The organism is Planctomycetia bacterium, from assembly GCA_015075745.1.
Lineage (GTDB): Bacteria > Planctomycetota > Phycisphaerae > UBA1845 > UTPLA1 > UTPLA1.
In genome coordinates, this window is record JABTTW010000003.1 from 147,877 (window position 1) to 168,774 (window position 20,898).

Below are 20,898 nucleotides of genomic sequence, written 5' to 3' on the forward strand. Positions count from 1 at the left end.
TGCCGTGCCATCACGCCGAGCATGACGCATGGAAATTCGCGGGTATTATGACGGCATGACCCTGTTAATCGCGCCGGTGTCCGGCGAACACATTGACGACGTTCGCGGGCAGGTCGAAGCGGCGATTGCCGGCGGAGCGGATGCCATTGAGCTGCGCCTCGATCTGATCGGCGAGCTATCGGCCGACGACCTGCGGACGCTGCGACTCAACACCCCGTATGAGGTGCCGTTCATCCTGACCATCCGCTCGGTTGACGAGGGCGGACAATGGGACGGCGGCGACGACGACCGTGTGAGCCGGATGATCGAGCTTGGGCCGTTCGTTGACTACATCGATGTCGAACTCGAATTGTGGCGGCGATCGGCCAATATCCGCCAGAAAATCGAACTCGCCCTGCATCGGGCCGATCCGGCGTACCAGAACGGCGGCGAGGACGCTTCGTCATTTGTCGCCCGTCGAAAGCTGATCCTATCCAGGCACGACTTCACCGGCCGCCCGGCGACACTTCAGAAAGACCTCGTGGAAATGCTGTCGGAGCCCGCCTGTGAGGTGCCGAAGATCGCCTGGCGGGCACGAACCGTCCGCGACAACTTCGAAGCGCTGGAGTTGACCCAGGGCTGCGCGAAGCCGCCGATGCTGATCTGCATGGGTAATGAAGGCGTATTGTCGCGCGTTGCGTCGCGTAAGTTTGGGGCGTTCGGCACGTTCGCGGCCGTGGGGAGGGGTCTTGGCACCGCAGCAGGCCAGCCGACGATAGAAGAGTTTACCTCGCTCTATCGCTGGGACTGCATCGATCGTGAGACGGCGTTGTACGGCGTAATCGGCGACCCGGTCGCCCATTCGCTGAGCCCCATGGTTCACAATGCCGCCTTTGCCGGCGCGGAGATCAACGCTGTTTATGTACCGCTTCGCGTCTTGCCGGGCTATGAGTCGTTTAAGGCATTCATGGTCGAAGTGCTGGCGCGACCCTGGCTGGGCTTTCGCGGCTTCTCGATCACCATTCCCCACAAAGAAAACGCGCTGAGATTTCTCCTCGAATCGGGCGGCGACGTCTCGGCCGATGCGCAGCGAATCGGGGCAGTCAACACGCTGCTTATCCATGACAACGGGCAAGTGAGCGGCAGCAACACCGATTATGACGGCGTCCTGTCATGTCTGCGCGAGATGATTGGAAGCGTGCCGGTGTCGAAGTCGCCATTGCGGGCGGCGGTGTTGGGGGCCGGGGGCGTCGCCCGTGCCGTCGTGGCGGCGCTTCGGCAAATTGAGGCAGAGATCACCATCTACAACCGGACGCCCGGAAGAGCCGCGAAGCTTGCCTCGGCATTCGCCTGTGGACACGCCCCGTGGGAAAAGCGGATGACGGCGGATTTCGACCTGCTCGTTAACTGCACAGCCGTCGGCCTGGCCCCGGATTCCGGCGACTCCCCCATGCCCGCGGAAGCTCTGTGGCCGCCGTTGATCGTGTTCGACACGGTCTATCGGCCAGTGCGGACGCGGCTCCTTCAAGACGCCGCACTGGCCGGGTGCCGGACGATCAGCGGCCTGGAGCTGTTCGTGCGGCAGGCCAAAGCACAATATCGAACGTGGACTGGGCGAGAGCCACGCGACGGCGACTATGACTCCGCGGCTATCGAGACTCTAAATGGAAACGCAGACACCTGACACCGGCGGCCCCAGGCTTACCCCGGCCCGTAACGCGGTGTGACGGATCATTCCACGGTCCTGAAAACGGGATTTGACCACCGGGGCGATTGCCTTCAAGATGCAGGATGATACGGAGGGTTGAGTTCGGGAAGCCCGCAGGTACCTTCAGGCCGACACGCTTATGGAGTTGTTATTCTGTTCAGACCTGCACGGCGACGAGGCCCATTACGGGCGCCTCCTCGCGCTAGGCGGGAGTCTTCGGCCTCAGGTCGTCATCCTCGGGGGCGACATGCTTCCGGATGATTCGGCCCTGGACCCCCGAACGATGGGCAGAGGGCAGCCCGCCTATGTGAGAGCGGGATTTCGTAATCACATCATCGCCCTGCGCGAGGCGACCGGCTGCAAACAGATATTTGTCATATTCGGCAACCACGACTGGGGCAGCAGCGTCACAGCCACCAAAGAGCTTGAAGCCGAGGGCCTTCTTTGCGTCCTGGAGCCAGACAAGCCCGCGAGCCTCGATGGGCTTAATTTCCTGGGATATTCCTATACACCGCCGACCCCGTGGTTTGTCAAAGATTTCGAACGGCTCGACATGCCCGGGGATACGCCGCCGCTACTGGGCGGGGCGCGATGGGATGCACGCTTTGGTCGGCCGTCGACGCACGGTGCGCCATTCCTCTATTCGGGTAACAAGACCATCGCCGACGACATGGCGGCCCTGAAGCCGCCGCCTGACCCGTGGGTGTTCGTGGCGCACGCTCCTCCGTATGCGAGCAAGCTGGATCGGTTTTATGATGATCAGGCCTGGGGGTCGAAGGCGATCCGGGCGGCGATTGAGAAGCATCAGCCCCTGTTATCGCTGCACGGTCATATTCACGAGTCACCCAACGTATCAGGAGACTATCAAGATCGACTCGGGCGCACGGTCGCGGTGAACCCCGGCCAGGGCCGCACCAAACTGCACTACGCCCAGATTCAAATCGACGTACCGAATTCCAAAGTTATCGCAGTCAAACACGGACAGTTCGCTTGAACCTCATACTGATCGGCTATCGGGGGGCTGGGAAGACGACGATCGGCGAGATACTTGCCCGGCGGATGGGGTGGCATTTCGTCGATCTGGACGACATGATCAGTCGTCGGGCAGGCAAGTCGATCGCCGAAGTTTTTGAAACCGAGGGGGAAAGCGGCTTTCGCCGTCGTGAACGCGAGACGTGTGAACTCCTACGAAAATCCCGGAATCAAGTCATCGCCTTGGGCGGGGGAACACTGGTTGAACCGGAAAATCGCAATCTGGTGAAGCGGATCGGCAAGGCCGTCTGGTTGAAGGCCCCGGCGGCCGTGCTCTGGTCTCGCATCAGCCGCGACAAATCCAGCGCCCTCCGACGACCCAACCTGACCGCCGGGGGCGGACTGGACGAGGTCGAAAAAACATTGCACGAGCGCGAAGCGGTATACGCAGCCGTCGCAGCTCATGTGGTCGAGACGACGGTGGACTCACCGGAAGCGGTGGCCGAGGCGATTGAGATGTGGTTCGCCGCCAACGATTCCGAATCCGGCTGATCCATTCCGCTCTCTACCTCGCGCATGCTGTCGGAGGTATTGCACGCCTTGCACCCTGCCGCATTTGTCAATCTTCTCGTCGGCCTGCTCGGGGCCATTGTCGGCAGTTTTCTAAACGTCGTTATTTACCGATTGCCGCGCGGCATGTCTGTGATGAAGCCGAGCCGGTCGTTTTGCCCCGACTGCTGGACGCCGATCCGTGCCCGACACAACATCCCCATCCTGAGTTGGTTGATGCTTCGGGGAAGATGCTTTTCGTGTCGGAGGCCGATTCCCCTGCGCTATCCCCTCGTCGAGGCCTGCTGCGCGCTGATCTTTGTCACCGTCTGGGACCAGCTATTCATCGCCGGGACACTGCCGGGCAAGATGAATCTTCCGCGCGACTGGCCGCTGCAGGTCGGCTATTTCACGCTGTTTGCCTGCCTCCTCGCTGCCTCGGTCATGGACATCGACACTTACACGCTCGATATCCGGGTGTGTGTGCTGGCGATGGTGGGCGGTGCGGCGGCGCACACGGCGCGGGGACTTTCATCGACGCCACTTGGCACGCTTCCGCCGGCGCTTTGCGCCATTGGAGCGGCCATGGGCCTCACCTGGCTGGTGGTATGGATCGCGGTCACGATGTTTTCTCGAAGGGCAACCAACGAGGCGGACGACGACCCACCGGTCGAGGAGCCGGAGTCAGGGCAGCACGCGGAGGCTTCGGCTGCGGAGTCGTTTGCACCGGCGCCGGTTATTCTGATGAGTGTGCTGATCGTCGCACTGGTCGGATGGCAGATTGTCGCACCGGACTGGCCGGCGGGACTGAGACTCTCCGGCGGCGGCATCAGAGGACTCGTGGCATTCATGGTCCTCTTCTTCATGCTGGTTCTCACCGGCTGGTCCGCGAAACCGGTCGATTCGGAGATTCTCGAGGAACTGGCGGAGACTCAACCCAGCGCGCGGCGCACCGCTTTCGCGGAGTTGCTATGGCTGATGCCATCTCTGACTGTCGGTATCGCCCTGTTCGCATGGTTACGCGGCGGAAATCTTCTGGGCGCCGACTGGAGCGACGTGACAAGGCAGCCCTGGCTGCCACACTGGCTGATGACCCACTTTGCCGGGTTGGTCTTTTCCGTGGGGTCGCTTGTCTGGGGCGCGGCATTGGGCTGGACGGTCCGGATTCTGGGGACTTTTGCATTCGGCAAGGAGGCATACGGCACCGGAGATATCTACCTCATGGCCGCCATCGCCGCGGTAGCGGGCATCTGGAATTGTTTTCTGGGCTTCTTCGCTGCCGCACTACTTGCACTTGTCGGGATCGCGGTCATCATGATCAAGCGGACACGGCGGGCGATTCCCTTCGGCCCATGGCTGGCCCTTGGTTCGTTCTTATTGCTGGTCCTGGAACGCCCCATGCTGGAGTTCTTTTCGGCAGCGGGTTCGACACTCTGGAACGTCATTCAGGGTCGCGGCCTGCATTGACAACCATGCCAAGCAAGTTCAAGCAAATCATTGTCTATGCGAAGGTTACTGGAATGTGCCTTGCGGGGGTCGCTGCGATCCTCGTCGTCTTTATGAATCGAAATTACGAGACCCGCTTCTGGCCGGGGGCGACCGACAGAGACCTCCCGGTACTTTGGCTGATGCTCGGCAGTGGGGTCTCGTCTGTGATTGCCTTTTGGCTGATTACCCGCATCCGCCGTGTGATGAAGGACGTTGCCGAGCTTGCGAGAGAGAAAAGGAAAGCCGAGGAAACGGCGGCGCAGGCTCGACGCGCCGCAGAACTTGAGAAGCAGGAAAAACGCATCGACGAGAAACTTACGAAGGCTCTTGAGGATCAGAAATCACAAGGCTGAACCGGCCGCCGATTGTCGTCAGCCCGAATCCCGCCCACGGAACGGGCGATTTTCGGGCAATTCTGATTGACGCCGGCGCAGGCATCTGATATAGAAACGGGCGCAAAAACTGCCCGTGCTTGCGCCCGGGCAAGAAAATAAGTTGCGACGTTCAACCATTGGAGGAACACACGATGACACGGATGTTGCGCACCGGCGCCCTTGGTATCGGATTCTGCACATTCGCACTGGCAATGGGCACCGTCGGATGTGGACCAGACGCCAAAGACCAGAAGATTGCCGACCTCACTTCCGAAAACGATCAGCTCAAGGGCGAGCTGGAAGACCGCGACCGCAAGTTCAACGATGCCCTGGTACGCCAGGGGGACTCACAGTCGACCATCGACGAGCTTAACCAGCAGCTTGCCAAACTCCGCGCCGGTCAGGGCAAGGAAGGCGACTGGGTCACGATGCCTTCCTTCGACATGATTTCGGTGCCGGGTTCGGTGCTGTTCGATTCGGGCAAGGCTGATTTGACGGCCACCGGACGTGCGAAGCTGGCTCAGATCTCTTCCGACATCCGATCCCGCTATTCGGATCGTGATATTTACGTCTTCGGCCACACCGACAACCAGCCGATCCGCAAGAGCAAGTGGAAGGATAACTGGGAGCTGGGCGCCCATCGCTCGCTTTCTGTCATCCGCGCCATGCGGGATATGGGCATTCCGAATGAGAGCCTGGTGCAGGCCAATTGCGGCGAGTATCGACCCAAGCTGGCCAACTCGAACGATCGAAACCGATTCGCCAATCGGCGTGTCGAGTTCTACGCTGTGAAGAAGGGCAGCTCGGCACTGGATGTCTCCACGGCTCTGCGGTCGACCAGTGATGAGTGAATCGCCTTTGGCTGAGTAGTTCCGGAAGTTAGCGCGCGAGGCCCGATGCAATCTTGTGATGAGTTGCATTGGGCCTTGTGCGTCTTATGATCAGTTCACTAGGTGGGTCGTTCCTGGGGTGGAGCAGGCTGGGTGATCGGGATTCTCGAATATGAGACGGCTGAGGCAGAGGCGGTGCAGACCGCTTTTTCGGCTGTTGGCGCGAATGCCCAACTCATCAATTCAATCGATCGCCTGGACCGCTGTTCCAAGGTGGTGCTCCCACCGACGTCTTCGTTTCGATCCGCGGTGCGATTCATCCGAGATCGTGGATTCGTTACGCCGCTCATGCGGGCGATCGATCAGCGTCGGCCGGTCCTGGGGATGGCGCAGGGCCTGCACCTTCTTTTCGACGTGAGTTACGAAGAAGGCCAGCACACCGGCTTGGGGGTCATTCCGGGAAAGGTTGCGCGCTTTGATTTCGAGGGGCATCCCGTCGAACAGAAGGCGACGTTGCCGCATCGTGGGTGGAATCAGGTCCACTGGTCGAGGGCTTGTCCCCTCTTTGAAGGCATCGAGTCCGGCGAAAGGTTCTACTTCGATCATTCTTTCCACGCCGAGCCGCTGGACATTCAACTGGTCGTCGGTCGAAGCAATCACGGCATCGACTTTTCGGCGGCGGTATGGAGCGGCTCGGTTGTTGGAACTCAGTTCCTGCCGGTTCAATCGGACAGCGCAGGCGCCAAGGTGCTCCGCAATTTCGCGGCGATCTGATTGGATCTTATTGACTGGTTTTGATGGTCTCCCGATGTGGCATTCGGGGTACTTGAAAGTTATTCCGCTTCGCCGGAACCGGCCATCATTTTCGAAGGGCGTGTTTCCACTTCGCGTGCACATCGCGGGCAAAGGCTGCGGCCCGCGTCCTTGGCTTCCGCCTCGGTCTTGAAGAGCAAGACGTTGGATGCACGAATCATCCGGCCGCAATCGGAACTGGGCAGGTGGTACACTTTTCCATGGACGCTGCCGACGAATTTGAATTGTGACGGGTCGATTAATTCAGGAACCTGCGGCCAGGGAACCTTCGCGTCTTTCAGGGAAGCGAACCGCGAAGTTGACGATGCAACCTGATCAGCCTTTGAAACCGGAGAGATCGCTGTCGGCGTCTGCTCCGGCTCCTCCTCGAAATCGGTCTGCGGACTGGCGTACTTTACGACGGGCATCTCGGCCTGGTTTTGCCGTTCGAGCAGGTCGAGGAAGTAATAGACAACCGTGCCCATCCCAATGACCACGCCGAAGATGGTCGCGACGAGCGCGATGGAAGCATGGCTCCGGCGCTGACGAGATTGCTCGTGCGGATCTTCTTCGGCGCAGGCGGTCAGTCGCTCCACCAGGGCCCGCGCCGACTTGAGGCGTTTGGCCGGATCAACCTGGAGGCAGTCTTCGAGGAGCGATCTGCCGGCGGGCGTAAGCCCTGCGATCTTGTCGAAATCCGGCTGCGGTGGGTCCTGATGCAGGGCGATGAGCTTTGAACGCGAGTTGGCGTGAATGAGCGGCTTACCCACGAGGGCATACAGCATCACCAAGCCCATCGAATAGACATCGCTGACCGGCTTGGTCCCCTTGCCCTTGGCGGTTTCGGGGGCGATCCAGCCCAATGAGCCGACGGCCCGGCCGCGCATTTTCTCGCTGGTTTCGTCGTCGCGAACATCGGCGAGGCCGAAGTCCATGAGCTTAAGATGTCCGTGGCTGTCGAACATCAGGTTGCCCGGCTTGATGTCTCGATGAATCACGCCCCGTTCGTGTGCGAGGGCGAGTGCTCGGGCGGGGCCGATCATCAGATAGAACAATTCACGCGGCCCCATCGGACCTTTTTGATCGACGTATTCTTTCAGGGTGCCGCCGTCCATCAACTCGAGGGCGAGAAACACCTGCCCCTTGTCCTCGGCAACCTCAAAGATGGATACAACGCCGGGATGCTGGAGCTTCGCAACGGCGCGGGCTTCCTGCATGAAGAGTTCCGTGCTGAGGGAGCCGACGCGGCCGGCGCCGCGCTTGGAACAGTTGAGAATCTTCAGCGCGACGTCGCGACGGAGCTTGTCATCGTGGCCGCGCCAGACGACGCCCATACCGCCCTGACCCAGCACCGAAAGAACTTTGTATCTTCCAAGTTGTTGGCCCGCCCATCGCGTGTCGATGGCGACGGAGTTTGCGCCTGCCGACGGGGGCAAATCAGAGCCGAATCGGCCTGACCCCGAGCCGGAGGAACCGGTCGCCGCGGCGGCGGGAGGATTTGCTCGAAGTTGATTAATGGCGGATGAATCGAGCTCGCGGGCGCGAAACTCTTCGCGGCAGTTTCGACAGACCAGCTTGCGGCCGAGTAGCCGCCCGGGAAGCCGATAACCCTGCTTGCATGATGGGCAGATGACCGCGACTTTGCGTTGTGGGTCACCTGCCTGATCTTTCGCGGTCATGTGGTCCATAAGCGAACGCAATTACCCCGTACCCGCGCACTACCCCTCAGTTCAATCATACCCCGCTCGCCCGCAATACCAACAGAATCTTGGTGGAATCCGGCCTATTGGGCCCTGGTCGGGGGGGCGATCGCGGGATCAGCCGAGCAAGGTGCGAAGCTGCTTGAGGAAGCCAAACAATACCGGTCGGGGCAGGGTCGGCATTCCGTAGGCCGCGAGGTCCTCTCCGGCCAGGTCGTCGAGTAAGGAAATCACAGCGGCACGGTGCGGCCGCAGTTCGCCCGCCACGGTATCCGCCGCCTCTAACCTTCCCTGGGACATGGCCTCCACATAACGGACAATCAAGGCTGCCAGTTGCTTCGATGAAGGCGGTGCAGCGGGGGTGGCAGGCGTACCGCGACGCAAGCCCGGTCGGCCCCTGCCGGCGCCTGGCTCGCCCGGGACGGATCTTTCGTGGAGCAGCCGCTGCTGAACGGCCGCGGCTTCGAGGGCGGCCCGGCGAGCCCGGGCCTCGGCCTCCTCGTCGAACGGCGCCAGCTCCAACTCGTCGGATTCCTGCAGGGGGCGACGGATGTAATTCACACCGCCGCAGTGCGGACACTTCCCCTGCTGACCGGCAACCTCGCTGGGCGCTTTGACGAGTTTGTTGCAGTGTTCGCAGCGGAACTCAATCGCCACGGCGTGCCTCCCTTGCGTCGGAGATTATTCCAGCGGCAAAGCATCCGCCCCTTTGTCTCGCGATGGGCTCCGGTTCACGGCCTCGGGACTTCGCTTCCCGGTATCGGGACCCGATCGCGCCCGCCAAAGCAATCGTACAGGTACCTCCTGGAAGGGTAAAGCTTCGCGGATGCGCTTCTCGACGAATCGACGATACTGCTCGCGAACGATTGCGGCATTATTGACGAAGAGCACAACCGACGGCGGACAAACGGAGACCTGCGTCGCATAGTATATCTTAGGCTGGGCGCCGTGCTTGCTCGACATGGGCTGCTGCGCGGCGACTGTGTCTTCGATGGCCCGATTCAACTGGCCTGTGCTGACGCGCATCCGGGCCTGATTAAACAGGCTCTGAGCCAGCTCGATGGTTCCCTGTATGTTGCGTCCGGTGAGGGCGGTCGTGAATGCCACCGGCGCGTAGCTGATCTGAGGCATGGTCTTGGAGAGATAATCCCCATAGTCCTCGGCCGAGGCGTTTCCCTTGGCCAGGTCCCATTTGTTGACCACGACGATGCAGGGCTTGAATTCGTCCACGACGTATCGGGCGAGCTTCTTGTCCACATCGGTAATCGGCGCGGTCGAATCAATGAGGAAGAGAACGACATCCGACCGGCGGATCGACGCGAGGGCCCGGTTATAGCCATAGAACTCGATGCTGTTGTTCGCCCTGCGCTTGGACTTGGAAACGCCTGCGGTGTCGATGGCCATGAAGGTCCTGCCGTCGATCTCAAACCGGACGTCGATCGAATCGCGCGTCGTGCCGGGCACTTCACTGACGATGACTCGTTCCTGGCCGGCGAGGGCGTTAATGAAAGTGCTTTTGCCGACATTTCGGCGGCCGACCAGTGTGATCTTCATCACCGGGTCAGGCGCTTCCAGAGGTGCGGTTTCGCCCAAGCGACCGACGACTAATTCCAACATTTCGCGGCGACCGCGACCATGCAGGGCGGAGATGCAAATCGGCTCACCGAAGCCGAGGGCTGTGAAAATGCTGGCCGACATCTTGTGCTGTTCGACGTCCGCCTTGTTGGCCACAAGCTGAACCGGGACGGTGACGGTTCGGAGCAGTTTTGCGACCTCCTGGTCGAGCGGCGTGATTTCCTCGCGCACATCGACCACGAAGAGGATCAGCGATGCGCCGGAAATGGCGAATTGAATCTGCTGTTCAACGTGCTCGGTGAGGTCGTCGGTATCCTCGATGCCGTAGCCGCCGGTGTCGATCAGCTCGAAATAGCGATCGTCAATCTCGCAGATGGCGCTGACCCGATCGCGCGTCACGCCCGCCGTCGGGTCGACGATGCTCACCCGCTTCCCGGCCAGCATGTTAAGCAGGGAACTCTTGCCGACATTCGGCCGACCAACAATTGCAACAATGGGCATCGCCATGTGCTACATTCTATCCGAATATCCGAACTCCGCACGTTCGTCAGCTCGCCCGATACGACGGCCCGCCACCGGTTCCCTTTCGCCCTTAGCCGGCCGAAATATCGTTCGTTGGCGATCCCTTCTTGCCGACGTACAGGAACAATGACGGGACGACGATCAGATTCAGACACGTCGAGGAGATCAAACCGCCGAGAATCACCATCGCCATCGGCGTGAGGATTTCCTTGCCGGCCTCCTGACCACCGAAGACCAGGGGCAACAGACCGCACCCGGAGGAAATCGCGGTCATTAAAATCGGCACCAGGCGCTCACTCGCCCCCCGCCGCACGGCCTCACGAAAGTCAGTTACGCCCTCACTTCCCTGCAGGTAGCGGATGTGCGATATCAGCATGATCCCGTTTCTCGTCGAGATCCCGAATACGGAGATGAACCCGATCAATGAGGCCACATTTAGAATGCCGCCCGATGCATAGACACCCGCGACGCCGCCGATCAGGGCCAACGGCAGGTTCAGTAAAATGAACAATGCATCCGCCGCTGAATGAAAGGCCATGTGCAGACAGAATCCCACTCCCACGATCACCACAATGGAAAGCCAGGTCAGTGTTCGTGTCGTCTGTTGGGCGCTCTCAAACTGGCCGCCGTATTCGACGAAATAGCCCGGCGGCATCGGAACCTCGTCGGCGATCCGGCCCTGCAATTCTTCGACCACCCCCGCCACATCGCGACCGGCCACATTGCACATCACCACGCCCTTCCGCTGAACGTTCTCCCGGTTGATGAAATTCGGCGACGCCTCTTCACGAATGTCCGCTACGGCCCCAAGCGGAACGTAGTATCCCTTGGGGGAACTGAGCGGCATCCGGTCCAGCTTGTCCTCCGACCACGCCTCCGGCCCTCCCAATTGAACGACACATTCAAACCCCACGCGCCCCTCAAATAGCCGCCCAGCGGGGATGCCCCGAAAGGAGGCCCGCAACGTTTCGGCAACATCAGCCGGACGCAGTTCGTGGCGGGCCATCGCCTTTCGATTGAATTCGTATCGAACGGTCGCCACATCGACTTGCTGCTCCTGGGCAAGGTCCACGACGCCATCGATCTGGGCGAGAACGAATTGAATCTGTGTCGCCAATTGACGAAGTCGGCTTAGGTCTTCGCCAAACACCTTCACGGCAATGCTCGCCTTCGTGCCGGACAACATGTGATCGATCCGATGGCCGATCGGCTGACCGATGGTCGCCCGAATACCGGGAATCATTGCCAAGTCAGAGCGAATCTCAGCCAGCAACTCGTCTCGACTTCGCGGCGTCCGGCCGACGCGCTTTGCGGCCTCCATATCGAGTGTGAGATCAATCTCGCTTGCCTCGACGCCCTGAACGTGCTCGTCAAGTTCGGCGCGACCGGTACGACGACCGATGGCAGCCACCTCCGGCTGGTTCATCAGTGTTTTTTCAACGATGGCCGCCAGCCGATCGCTCTCCTCCAACGACGTACCGGGCGCCGTAACCGTGCTGACCACCAAAGCGCCCTCGTTAAACGGCGGAAGAAAATCATGCCCAAAGCGAACCACGGCTATGATTGCGATTGCCGTAAGAACGAGTGCGACCGCCGCGACTCGGACTGGAGCATCAAGTGCCCAATGTAACGGGCGATCGTACCAGTCCATCATTCGGCCGCTGAATCCCGATGCGTGAGGCTTGACGATGGTCACACTGCCGGGCAGCAAATAAAAGCACAAGACCGGCGTAAGTGTCAGCGCGACGAAAAGCGATGCCGCCAGGGACACTGAAAACGCAACCCCCAGAGGCCGCAGCAACCTACCCTCAACCCCTGAGAGAAAGAAAATCGGCGTGAAGACGAGCAGAATGATGAGCGTCGCGAATGCAATCGAGTTTCTGACCTCTGCACTGGCCGAAAAAACGACCTCGATCGGCGAGCGTCGGGCCCCTTTTAAGACCGTGGCATTCTCACGAAGACGACGAACCACGTTTTCCACGTCGATGATCGCGTCGTCCACCACCATTCCGATGGCAATCGCCATCCCCCCGAGGGTCATGGTGTTGATCCCCGCTCCGATGTATCGAAGCACCAGGATCGCCGCCAGAAGCGAAAGCGGCATCGCAAGTAGCGTAATGAGGCTGGCCCTCATGCTCGCCAGAAACACCACCACCGTCAGGACGACGATGATACTGCCGTCGCGCACGGCCTCGCTTGTACTCGTCACTGCGCTCTCTATAAACCGAGACTGGCGAAACAAGTCCCGGTTGATGTGCATTCCTTCGGGCAATGAAGTCGCAATTTCATCCAGGGCGCGGTCAACCCGGGTCGTGAGTTCCAGGGTGTTGGCGCCGGGTTGCTTGTGAATGGCGATGACCACACCGGGCTCGGTGATGGGCGCCCAATCTTCAGCGCGGCGGGAGGACGAGCCCGTACCACGTTTGACGGCGGCACCGATCTGCACGACTCCGAGATCACCTACCGTAATCGGTCGACCGTCTCGGACCGCGACCACGGTCTCGCGAATATCGCGTTCGTCCTTGAACCTTCCGATTCCCTGAACGACGGACTCCTGCGCCTCCTGAATGAAGAATCCCGGCGATACATTTTCGTTGGAGGAATTAAGGGCATGCACGACGTCATTAACTGCGAGCCGATATGCCTGAATGCGGGTCGGCGAGAGTACCACCTGATACTGCTTCTCATCGCCGCCCAAGGCGATCACCTGCGAAACACCGCCGACGGCGAGCAGCCTTTGGCGGAGGTTCACGCCCGCAAATGTGCGCAACTCCATTGGGGAGTGCTTGTCCGAGGTCAGGGACATGAACATGATCTCGCCCATGATCGATGACGTGGGCACCATGACCGGCGTCGATACCTGAGGCGGCAGATTCCCCGACACCGTCGCGAGACGCTCGGTAACGGTTTGCCGGGCGCGATGGATCTCCGTCCCCCACTCGAACTCCACCCAGACGACGGCAATCCCGACGGCACTCGCGGAGCGGACGCGCCGAACGTCAGCCGCGCCGTTCAATGCCGTCTCAATAGGAAACGTCACCAGCAGCTCCATCTCCTCCGGCGCCAGGCTTTCTCCCTCCACCAGCAAAGTCACCGTGGGCGCGGTGAGGTCGGGAAAGACGTCAACCGGCATTGTTGTCGCTGAGTAGGTGCCGGCGCCGATCAGCAGCGCACTTAGAATGACCACGGCGAGCCGATTGTGGAGCGACCACTTGATCAGATTGTTCAACATAGCGGCGATCCTTGAGTCCTAGTGAACGTGCCCGTGTCCGATGCTCGCGGGGGAAGAGAGGCTCATCTTTAGGGCATTAGCGCCGCGCGTGACGACGCGCTCGCCCTCGCTCACTCCGTTTAACACCTGAACGTGATCACGATCACGCATCCCCAGTTCGACTTCGCGCTGCTCGAAGGACTCTCCGTCGATCAGCACAAACGCGTATCGCTTCCCGCCCTCGCGCACAACGGCTTCATCGGGAATCACCAGCGCCGACGGCGCAAGGCCGGTGCGGATGAACGAGTTCACCTGCATTCCCGGGCGCAGCTCTTGAGCCGGATCGGCGATCTCGTAGGTCAGCGCGATGGTCCGTGATGCAGAATCAACCTGTTTGCCCGTGTGGATGAGTTTCCCGCCGGAGGCCTGGACCTCGAAGACACGATCGGCCATTCCACACGCGGAAAAATGTGCCTCGGGGTTATCTGGGAGACGATGTAGATCGAACTCGGAAACGTGCGCAACCATCCAGAGTCGATGCGGATCGACAATGCGAAACACGGTTTCCAGTGCGTCGACAACCTCCCCATTTGCCGACGCAACCGCGACAATTTCGCCGCTCACGGGGGCTGTTAGCGGCATCAAAGAACTCATGCGACTCGCATGATCGGCTGGCTCGACCGACTCGGCGGTCGTGCCTAGTTCGGGGTAGCGCGAGACAGCCGAAGCGAACCACTCCTGAACCGCCGTCGCCGCGGTGACGTCGGCCTCGGCGATTGATCGCTCGCGCCGCGCCTCTCCGAGCTCTCGTTCGGACGCCGTATCGCTCGCAACGAGTCGCGCTACTCGATCAAATTCACTTTGCGCAAACAACAGTGCCGCCTTCGCGCGAGCCACCTCCTGAGCGATTCCATGTGCCTTTTGCCGAAGGTCGAGCGTTCGCTCGGCGACCTCCGCCGTCTCAAGCAGGGGCGCCTCTATCTGCGCAAGGACCTGTCCGGCCTCGACCCATTCACCCAGTTGCGGCAGTCGCCCGAGATTTGGCGGCAGAAGCCTGCCCGCCTTTGAAGATGCAACATGCGCCGACGCGTCCGGCGGAGACCCTAGCTCACCTGGAACTTCCAGCCACGTCGCCATATCGCGTCGCTCAGCCCGAGCGAGTCGCATGCCGATCTTCCACTGCTGCTCCATCAGGAAAGGAGCGGAGTCCACAATCGACGCATCCGCCTTCCCCGGTTGGATGTCGTGCTCGCCGGCCCATACCGTCAGCCGACCCGCAGAGAATTGATCTTCAACCTCAATGCCGGAAATCCTGAACCTCAGCTCGTATTCACCGGCAGTCGGAAGAGTCATGCGCGGTTTAAAGATGCCGTCCCGGATGGGACGCAGGCCCTCGACAATCACCGGCTCGCCGCGCGCTGGAGCAACGATGACGCTGAGCGACGAGAGGCGAATCGGCTCGCCGGTCTCAAGTATCGTGAAGTGACAGAGAAACTCGGCGGGGCGACCGGCAACGACAGGCGCGTATTCAGCGAAGAGCTCCACCGTTTCGGAAAAGACCGTCAGACGGACGGACTGCGTCTCGGCGCCACCGTGCTCATGCGCATCCTGCCGCGTCGTGGACGGCGACTCGGCCTCGCAGCCGGTAAGCGTCGCGCACAGACTGCAAAGGATGCAAATGCACCATCGCGAAAAACACTGCATATTCTCACCCATGGATTAGTCGTACCAGGCAGGCGCGGCGCCGGAATGCGGCCGAATGCCGTGCGTCAAGAAAAACCGTGAAAGAAAAAACGGCCTACGAGGATGGGGGGAGAATCAAATCAGAAATGTCTGGGAGGTCAGGAGTATGAAGCGCGCAGTGCCGCAACTCGCGTTCCACGGCGCCGGCATGGAATGATCGCTGATGCCGGTCAAAGGTGCGGAAGCGAGCAAGGGCGTACAAGAGACGGTCGCAAGCTGCGGACTTGACCTTTGAAGGTCGTCGGGCATGAGGTCGCAAGATCGACTTTGAGTGCAATGTAGATCGAACAGACGGCAAATTGATGGCTCCGGCGCATCTTCGCCGTGTCCACCGGGTAGCGAACCGCCGTGGAAACCCTCGACGTGGCCTTGCTTTTTCGTGGGTTGCAATGACTGACTGCTGCGCGTCCCGGCTGAGGCCGGGGCCTTGGTGTGTGACAGTCGATCGACTACGGAAACATGATGTACGTGCGGCGCTCCGTCGTGAGCGTGAACGAAGAATGATCGTGCTGACCAAGCGCCCCCCAACAACAAGAGGATCGCCGTCAGGACAATCGACAACGAATTGAAAATGGGCCGTGAACGCACGCTGAATTCTAACCCCGTTTATCGTCGGTACCTATACGTCGAGTACCCGAATGCGAATTCAGTCTACCACGTTTGCCAGCCTCACGTCAATTGTCACCGCCAAATACCCGGCATCCATCTGATGCTCGAACTCTCGGGCCTGCAATCGGGCATACGCCGTCATGCCTTCGGACTTGTAAGCCCTGGCCAATTTGAACATTGTCAGGTTAAGCGCGTGGAACCGGCCAGCATGTTAAGCAGGGAGCTCTTGCCGACATTCGGCCGACCTACAATCGCAACAATGGGCATCGCCATGCAGTACATTCTATCCGAATATTCGGGAACCGCATCTTTGTGCCTCCGGCCGGGCCCAAGCGCACTTTGACGCTCCAGGGCGCTACGAAACTCAAGGTGACATAAGGTGACACAAGCTTGCGCAGGCGACCGTAAGCGCTGTGGCGGGCATGCCTTGGGGCAGTGAGTAAAAAAGGCGAAAAACGGAGAAATCGCGCGTCGAAAGCTGAAAAGACCCGGAGCGTCGGGCGGGAGGTCTGTCGGCCATTGCGGCGATGTTTTCTTGTCATGCCAATATCAATATTTGCTCCATGACCGCGCCGAGCATTACCGCCGGCCGCAAGCAATGGCATTAAATAATCTCCTCATCCAGTATGAATCCACGAGAGCCCCGATCTTGGAAAAAATGCGGGATGATGCCCACCGACTTTGGCCGGTTGGGCACCATCCCTTGCAAACTCCACCCCTCCGAGGCTGCCTAGTGGGCGGCGGTCACTTTGCAGACGCCGAACTGCTCCGCTTCGGTCGATTCCGCCAGCGCCGCCGTCTCCTGCGAGCCACCGGTGATAATCTGATTCACCTCGTCGAAGTATCCGGTACCGACAAACCGCTGGTGCGTGACGGCGAGGTAGCCGGCACCCTTCTGCTCTTCAAACTCGCGGGCCTGCAACCGTGCGTAGGCCGTCATGCCTTCGGTCTTGTAGGCCTTGGCCAATTCGAACATCGTCAGGTTCAACGCGTGGAACCCGGCCAGCGTGATGAACTGGAACTTGTAGCCCATCGCTCCCAACTCGCGCTGGAATTTGGCGATGGTGGCGTCGTCCAACTGGCCCTTCCAGTTGAAGGACGGCGAGCAGTTGTAGGCAAGCAGTTTGCCGGGGTACTTCGCATGCATCGCCTCGGCGAACCGCTTCGCCTCGTTCAAATCGGGATGCGCGGTCTCGCACCAGATCAGATCAGCATAGGGTGCATAAGCCAATCCGCGGGCAATCGCGCAATCCAGACCGCCCTTGAGCCGGAAGAAGCCCTCGACTGTCCGCTCACCCGAGATGAACGGGTGGTCGCGTTCATCGCTGTCGGTGGTGAGCAGCTTGGCGCTGTCGGCATCGGTTCGTGCGACAATGACAGTCGGCACATCCATGATGTCGGCCGCGAGGCGTGCGGCGATCAGTTTCTCAATGGCGTGGCCGGTATGCACCAGCACCTTGCCGCCCATGTGGCCGCATTTTTTGGCGGACGACAGCTGGTCCTCGAAATGAACACCGGAAGCGCCCGCCTCGATCATGCCCTTCATCAACTCGAACGCGTTGAGATTTCCGCCAAAACCCGCCTCCGCGTCCGCGACTATCGGCGCGAACCAGTGGGTGCCGTCGGCCTTGCCTTCAGAATGGTGAATCTGATCGGCGCGATGCAGCGCGTTGTTGAGCCTGCGCACCAGCGCCGGAACGCTATCGGCGGGGTAGAGGCTCATGTCCGGATAGGTCTGACCGGAGAGATTGGCGTCGGCCGCAACCTGCCAGCCGCTCATGTAAATCGCCTTGAGGCCTGCGTGCACCATTTGGACGGCCTGATTGCCGGACATGGCGCCGAGGGCCGCCACGTACGGCTCGGAGTGCAGGAGCTTCCACAACCTCTCCGCGCCCATTCGGGCCAGCGTGTGCTCAATCCGCACGCTTCCACGCAGTCGCAGGACGTCCTTTGCGGAATAGGGTCGCGTGATGCCCTTCCACCGGGCATCTTTTTTCCAGGCGCTGTCGAGGTGGGTCACTTGGTCTCGTGGATCCAGAATCATCGCTCGCTCCTCTAAAAAAAATAGTCTTATGGAAGCAACTCATACGCAGGGAGCGTCAAGAACTCGACGAATTCATCGGTCGTTGAGATGTCATAGAAAATCTCGGCGGCCGATTTGAAATGCCCCCCCTGGTACCTCGTCTCACCCAGCGACGAGCGAATCTTCGTCAACTCCTCGCCGAGCATTTCTCGAAACAATTCCTTGGTGACGCGGCGGCCATCGTTAAGCACACCCGTGGGATGATGTATCCATTGCCAGACCTGGGTGCGCGAGATTTCCGCCGTCGCCGCGTCCTCCATCAAGTTGTAGAGCGGAACGCAGCCGTTTCCGCCGATCCATGACTCGATATACTGAAGGCCGACATTCAGGTTCGTGCGAAGTCCGCCTTCGGTGATGTCTCCCTTGGGTACGGCCAGCAATTGAGCCGCGGTCACGTGGACGTCTTCGCGCAGGCGTTTGACCTGATTGGGCGTTGGCATTTTGGCGTCAAAGACGTCCATCGCGACCGGCACGAGACCTGGGTGCGCCACCCAGGTGCCGTCATGACCGTCCGTGGCCTCTCGTTCCTTGTCCGCCCTGACCTTTGAAATGGCCGAGTCATTCGCGGCCGGATCGTTTTTGATCGGAATCTGTGCGGCCATGCCGCCCATGGCATGAGCGCCGCGGCGATGGCAGGTCCTAATGACGTGCAGCGAGTAATCGCGCATGAAGGGGACCGTCATCGTCACCTGAGACCGGTCGGGCAGGACGAACTCCGGCCGGCTGCGAAACTTCTTGATGAAGCTGAAGATGTAATCCCACCGGCCGCAGTTCAGACCGGCGGAGTGATCGCGCAGTTCGTAAAGGATCTCCTCGGTTTCGAAAGCGGCGAGGATCGTCTCTATCAGAACCGTCGCCTTGATCGTCCCGCGCGGAACACCCAGGGCATCCTGCGCCATGCAGAACACGTCGTTCCACAAGCGCGCCTCCAGGTGGCTCTCCAGCTTCGGCAGGTAAAAGTATGGACCGGTTCCGCGATTCAGCAGCTCCCGGGCGTTGTGAAAGAAGAAGAGACCGAAGTCGAGCAGCCCGCCGATCATCGGCTTGCCGTCGATCAGAATGTGCTTTTCCGGCAGGTGCCAGCCACGCGGGCGCACCATGAGCGTCGCCGGATTCTTATTGAGTGAGTACTTTTTCCCCTCAGGGCTTTCAAAGGTAATCGTCTTCCGCACGGCGTCGCGCAGATTGATATGCCCGCCGATGATGTTGTCCCAGGTCGGACTGTTCGAGTCCTCGAAGTCCGCCATGAACACCTTCGCGCCGCTGTTGAGCGCGTTGATGACCATCTTTCGATCGACGGGGCCGGTAATCTCCACACGCCGGTCCAGCAGGTCGTTCGGCACCGGGGCAATTTGCCAATTGCCTACTCGAATGCTTCGCGTCGATTCGAGAAAGTCCGGCATGGCCCCGTCATCGAGTTCGCGTTGCCGGTTCTTTCGCGCGGTGAGAAGGGAGTCGCGACGGTCCGCAAATTCGTGCTGCAACTGCGCGACAAAGTTCAGGGCCTCGGGCGTGAGAATCTCGCCGAATTCGGACGAAACATCCGCGAGAATCTGTATGCGATGCGATTTTGATGATGAAGTCGTTGTGGGCATTTGTCCGCCCCTTCGAGAAGAGATTACTCGGATTCTCGAAAGAGCGAGCCTTGCGGCGCAACAACACCGCCCCACTCCTTCGCCAACGCCATACCCTCTATAGGGCAAATCGCGATATTTGACTAATCAATAGTTTCAATACATCATATTGGTAATACTAATACATGGAGCCGCCATGCCCCCCGCGAATCGCCTTACGGCCTATAAGCAAAACCGTCTTCAGCAACTCCGCGGATTTTGCTACACCGCCCTGACCGGGAGCGTCTCCCGCGCCGCGGAAAAACTCCTGCTCAGCCAGCCCTCCGTCTCCCAGCAGATCAAGGCTCTGGAAAAAGAGTTCGGCGCCGCCCTCATCGAGCGGCACGGCCGCAGCATCAAGCTGACTTCCGAGGGAGAATTGCTCTACAAACTGGCCGAACCCCTGGTGCAGTCGGTGGACACGTTGCACCACGAGTTCTCCGCCCGCCGCGATCAGATCGAAGTCGGTAGACTCGACATCGCCGCGGGCGAATCGACCATCCTGTATATCCTTCCGAAGTACGTAAAGGCCTTTATCACCGCCCACCCCGGCATCGACCTCAAGTTGCACAACGTCACCGGCCGCGAGGGCCTGGCTATGCTTCGTTCCCGAGAGGCGGATCTCGCCATCGGCTCCATGATCGACCCGCACGACGACATGGAGTACGAGCCGATTTTCTCATTCGACCCCGTCCTGATTACCGCGAGGAATCATCCGCTGGCCAAGCGCAAGCGCGTCACGATGGAAGAGGTCGCGTCGTATCCGCTGATTCTTCCCCCGCGCAATCTCACGACGTTTCGCATCGTCGATGCCGCTTTTCGGCAGCGCGGACTAAAGTACGAAGTCCGCCTTGAGGCCGGCGGCTGGGAGGTGATCAAGAAATACGTCGAGCTGAACCTCGGCATCTCGCTGGTGACGAACATTTGCCTGACCGGCCGGGAGCGGCTCGCTGTCCTCCCCCTCGGTAAGCACCTTCCCCGCCGAACCTATGGCGTCGTTGTGGCGAGAAACGTACACCACTCCCCACAGGCGCGGCGGTTTATCGAATTGATGCACGACCGCCAGCTCACCCGGAAACGCTGATCGCCCGCTTTCCCGCCGCCGCCTCCCCCGCTACAATCGCCGCGCGAAAAGACCCATGAGACGGCC

General features: G+C 60.3%; 15 protein-coding genes and 1 pseudogene. 8 read left to right on the top strand and 8 right to left on the bottom strand.

Going from position 1 to position 20,898, the window contains the following annotated elements; genetic code table 11:
* Positions 1-28 precede the first annotated feature (28 nt).
* From HS101_19000 to hisH, 7 genes are all read left to right on the top strand, one after another.
* Positions 29-1,663: a type I 3-dehydroquinate dehydratase gene (locus tag HS101_19000; GenBank protein ID MBE7508352.1), complete on the top strand. Its 1,635-nt coding sequence runs from the start codon at positions 29-31 to the stop codon at positions 1,661-1,663.
* A 163-nt stretch (positions 1,664-1,826) separates the two neighbouring features.
* Entirely contained in the window at positions 1,827-2,681 is an 855-nt protein-coding gene (locus HS101_19005) for a metallophosphoesterase (GenBank protein ID MBE7508353.1), read from the top strand.
* Positions 2,678-3,211: a shikimate kinase gene (locus HS101_19010; GenBank protein MBE7508354.1), complete on the top strand. Its 534-nt coding sequence runs from the start codon at positions 2,678-2,680 to the stop codon at positions 3,209-3,211. Before HS101_19005 ends, HS101_19010 begins: the two co-directional genes overlap by 4 nt.
* Positions 3,212-3,235: 24 nt before the next feature.
* Positions 3,236-4,675, top strand: a complete 1,440-nt coding sequence (locus HS101_19015) for an A24 family peptidase (GenBank protein MBE7508355.1) — start codon at positions 3,236-3,238, stop codon at positions 4,673-4,675.
* Between the two features lie 5 nt (positions 4,676-4,680).
* Positions 4,681-5,049, top strand: a complete 369-nt coding sequence (locus tag HS101_19020; GenBank protein ID MBE7508356.1) for a hypothetical protein — start codon at positions 4,681-4,683, stop codon at positions 5,047-5,049.
* A 173-nt stretch (positions 5,050-5,222) separates the two neighbouring features.
* Positions 5,223-5,921, top strand: coding sequence for an OmpA family protein (locus tag HS101_19025; GenBank protein ID MBE7508357.1), 699 nt, complete (start codon positions 5,223-5,225; stop codon positions 5,919-5,921).
* Between the two features lie 102 nt (positions 5,922-6,023).
* Positions 6,024-6,674: an imidazole glycerol phosphate synthase subunit HisH gene (gene hisH / locus HS101_19030; protein ID MBE7508358.1), complete on the top strand. Its 651-nt coding sequence runs from the start codon at positions 6,024-6,026 to the stop codon at positions 6,672-6,674.
* A 59-nt stretch (positions 6,675-6,733) separates the two neighbouring features.
* On the opposite strand, the gene HS101_19035 is transcribed toward hisH, so the two are convergent.
* From HS101_19035 to aceB, 8 genes and pseudogenes are all read right to left on the bottom strand, one after another.
* Complete coding sequence (locus tag HS101_19035; protein MBE7508359.1) at positions 6,734-8,371, bottom strand: protein kinase; 1,638 nt, start codon at positions 8,369-8,371, stop codon at positions 6,734-6,736.
* A 138-nt stretch (positions 8,372-8,509) separates the two neighbouring features.
* On the bottom strand, positions 8,510-9,049 hold the full coding sequence (locus tag HS101_19040; protein MBE7508360.1) for a hypothetical protein: 540 nt from the start codon (positions 9,047-9,049) through the stop codon (positions 8,510-8,512).
* 24 nt (positions 9,050-9,073) lie between these two features.
* Complete coding sequence (gene der, locus HS101_19045; protein ID MBE7508361.1) at positions 9,074-10,474, bottom strand: ribosome biogenesis GTPase Der; 1,401 nt, start codon at positions 10,472-10,474, stop codon at positions 9,074-9,076.
* Between the two features lie 85 nt (positions 10,475-10,559).
* On the bottom strand, positions 10,560-13,721 hold the full coding sequence (locus tag HS101_19050) for an efflux RND transporter permease subunit (GenBank protein ID MBE7508362.1): 3,162 nt from the start codon (positions 13,719-13,721) through the stop codon (positions 10,560-10,562).
* Positions 13,722-13,739: 18 nt separating this feature from the next.
* Positions 13,740-15,416 carry an efflux RND transporter periplasmic adaptor subunit gene (locus tag HS101_19055; protein ID MBE7508363.1) on the bottom strand — a complete coding sequence of 559 codons (1,677 nt, stop codon included), beginning with the start codon at positions 15,414-15,416 and terminating at the stop codon, positions 13,740-13,742.
* An 828-nt stretch (positions 15,417-16,244) separates the two neighbouring features.
* Positions 16,245-16,325, bottom strand: a pseudogene (locus HS101_19060) (50S ribosome-binding GTPase).
* Positions 16,326-16,782: 457 nt separating this feature from the next.
* Entirely contained in the window at positions 16,783-18,096 is a 1,314-nt protein-coding gene (aceA, locus tag HS101_19065; GenBank protein ID MBE7508364.1) for an isocitrate lyase, read from the bottom strand.
* Between the two features lie 26 nt (positions 18,097-18,122).
* Positions 18,123-19,730, bottom strand: a complete 1,608-nt coding sequence (gene aceB / locus HS101_19070) for a malate synthase A (GenBank protein ID MBE7508365.1) — start codon at positions 19,728-19,730, stop codon at positions 18,123-18,125.
* Positions 19,731-19,905: 175 nt separating this feature from the next.
* Between aceB and HS101_19075 the strand changes: the two genes are divergently transcribed.
* Entirely contained in the window at positions 19,906-20,832 is a 927-nt protein-coding gene (locus HS101_19075) for a LysR family transcriptional regulator (GenBank protein ID MBE7508366.1), read from the top strand.
* Positions 20,833-20,898 lie beyond the last annotated feature (66 nt).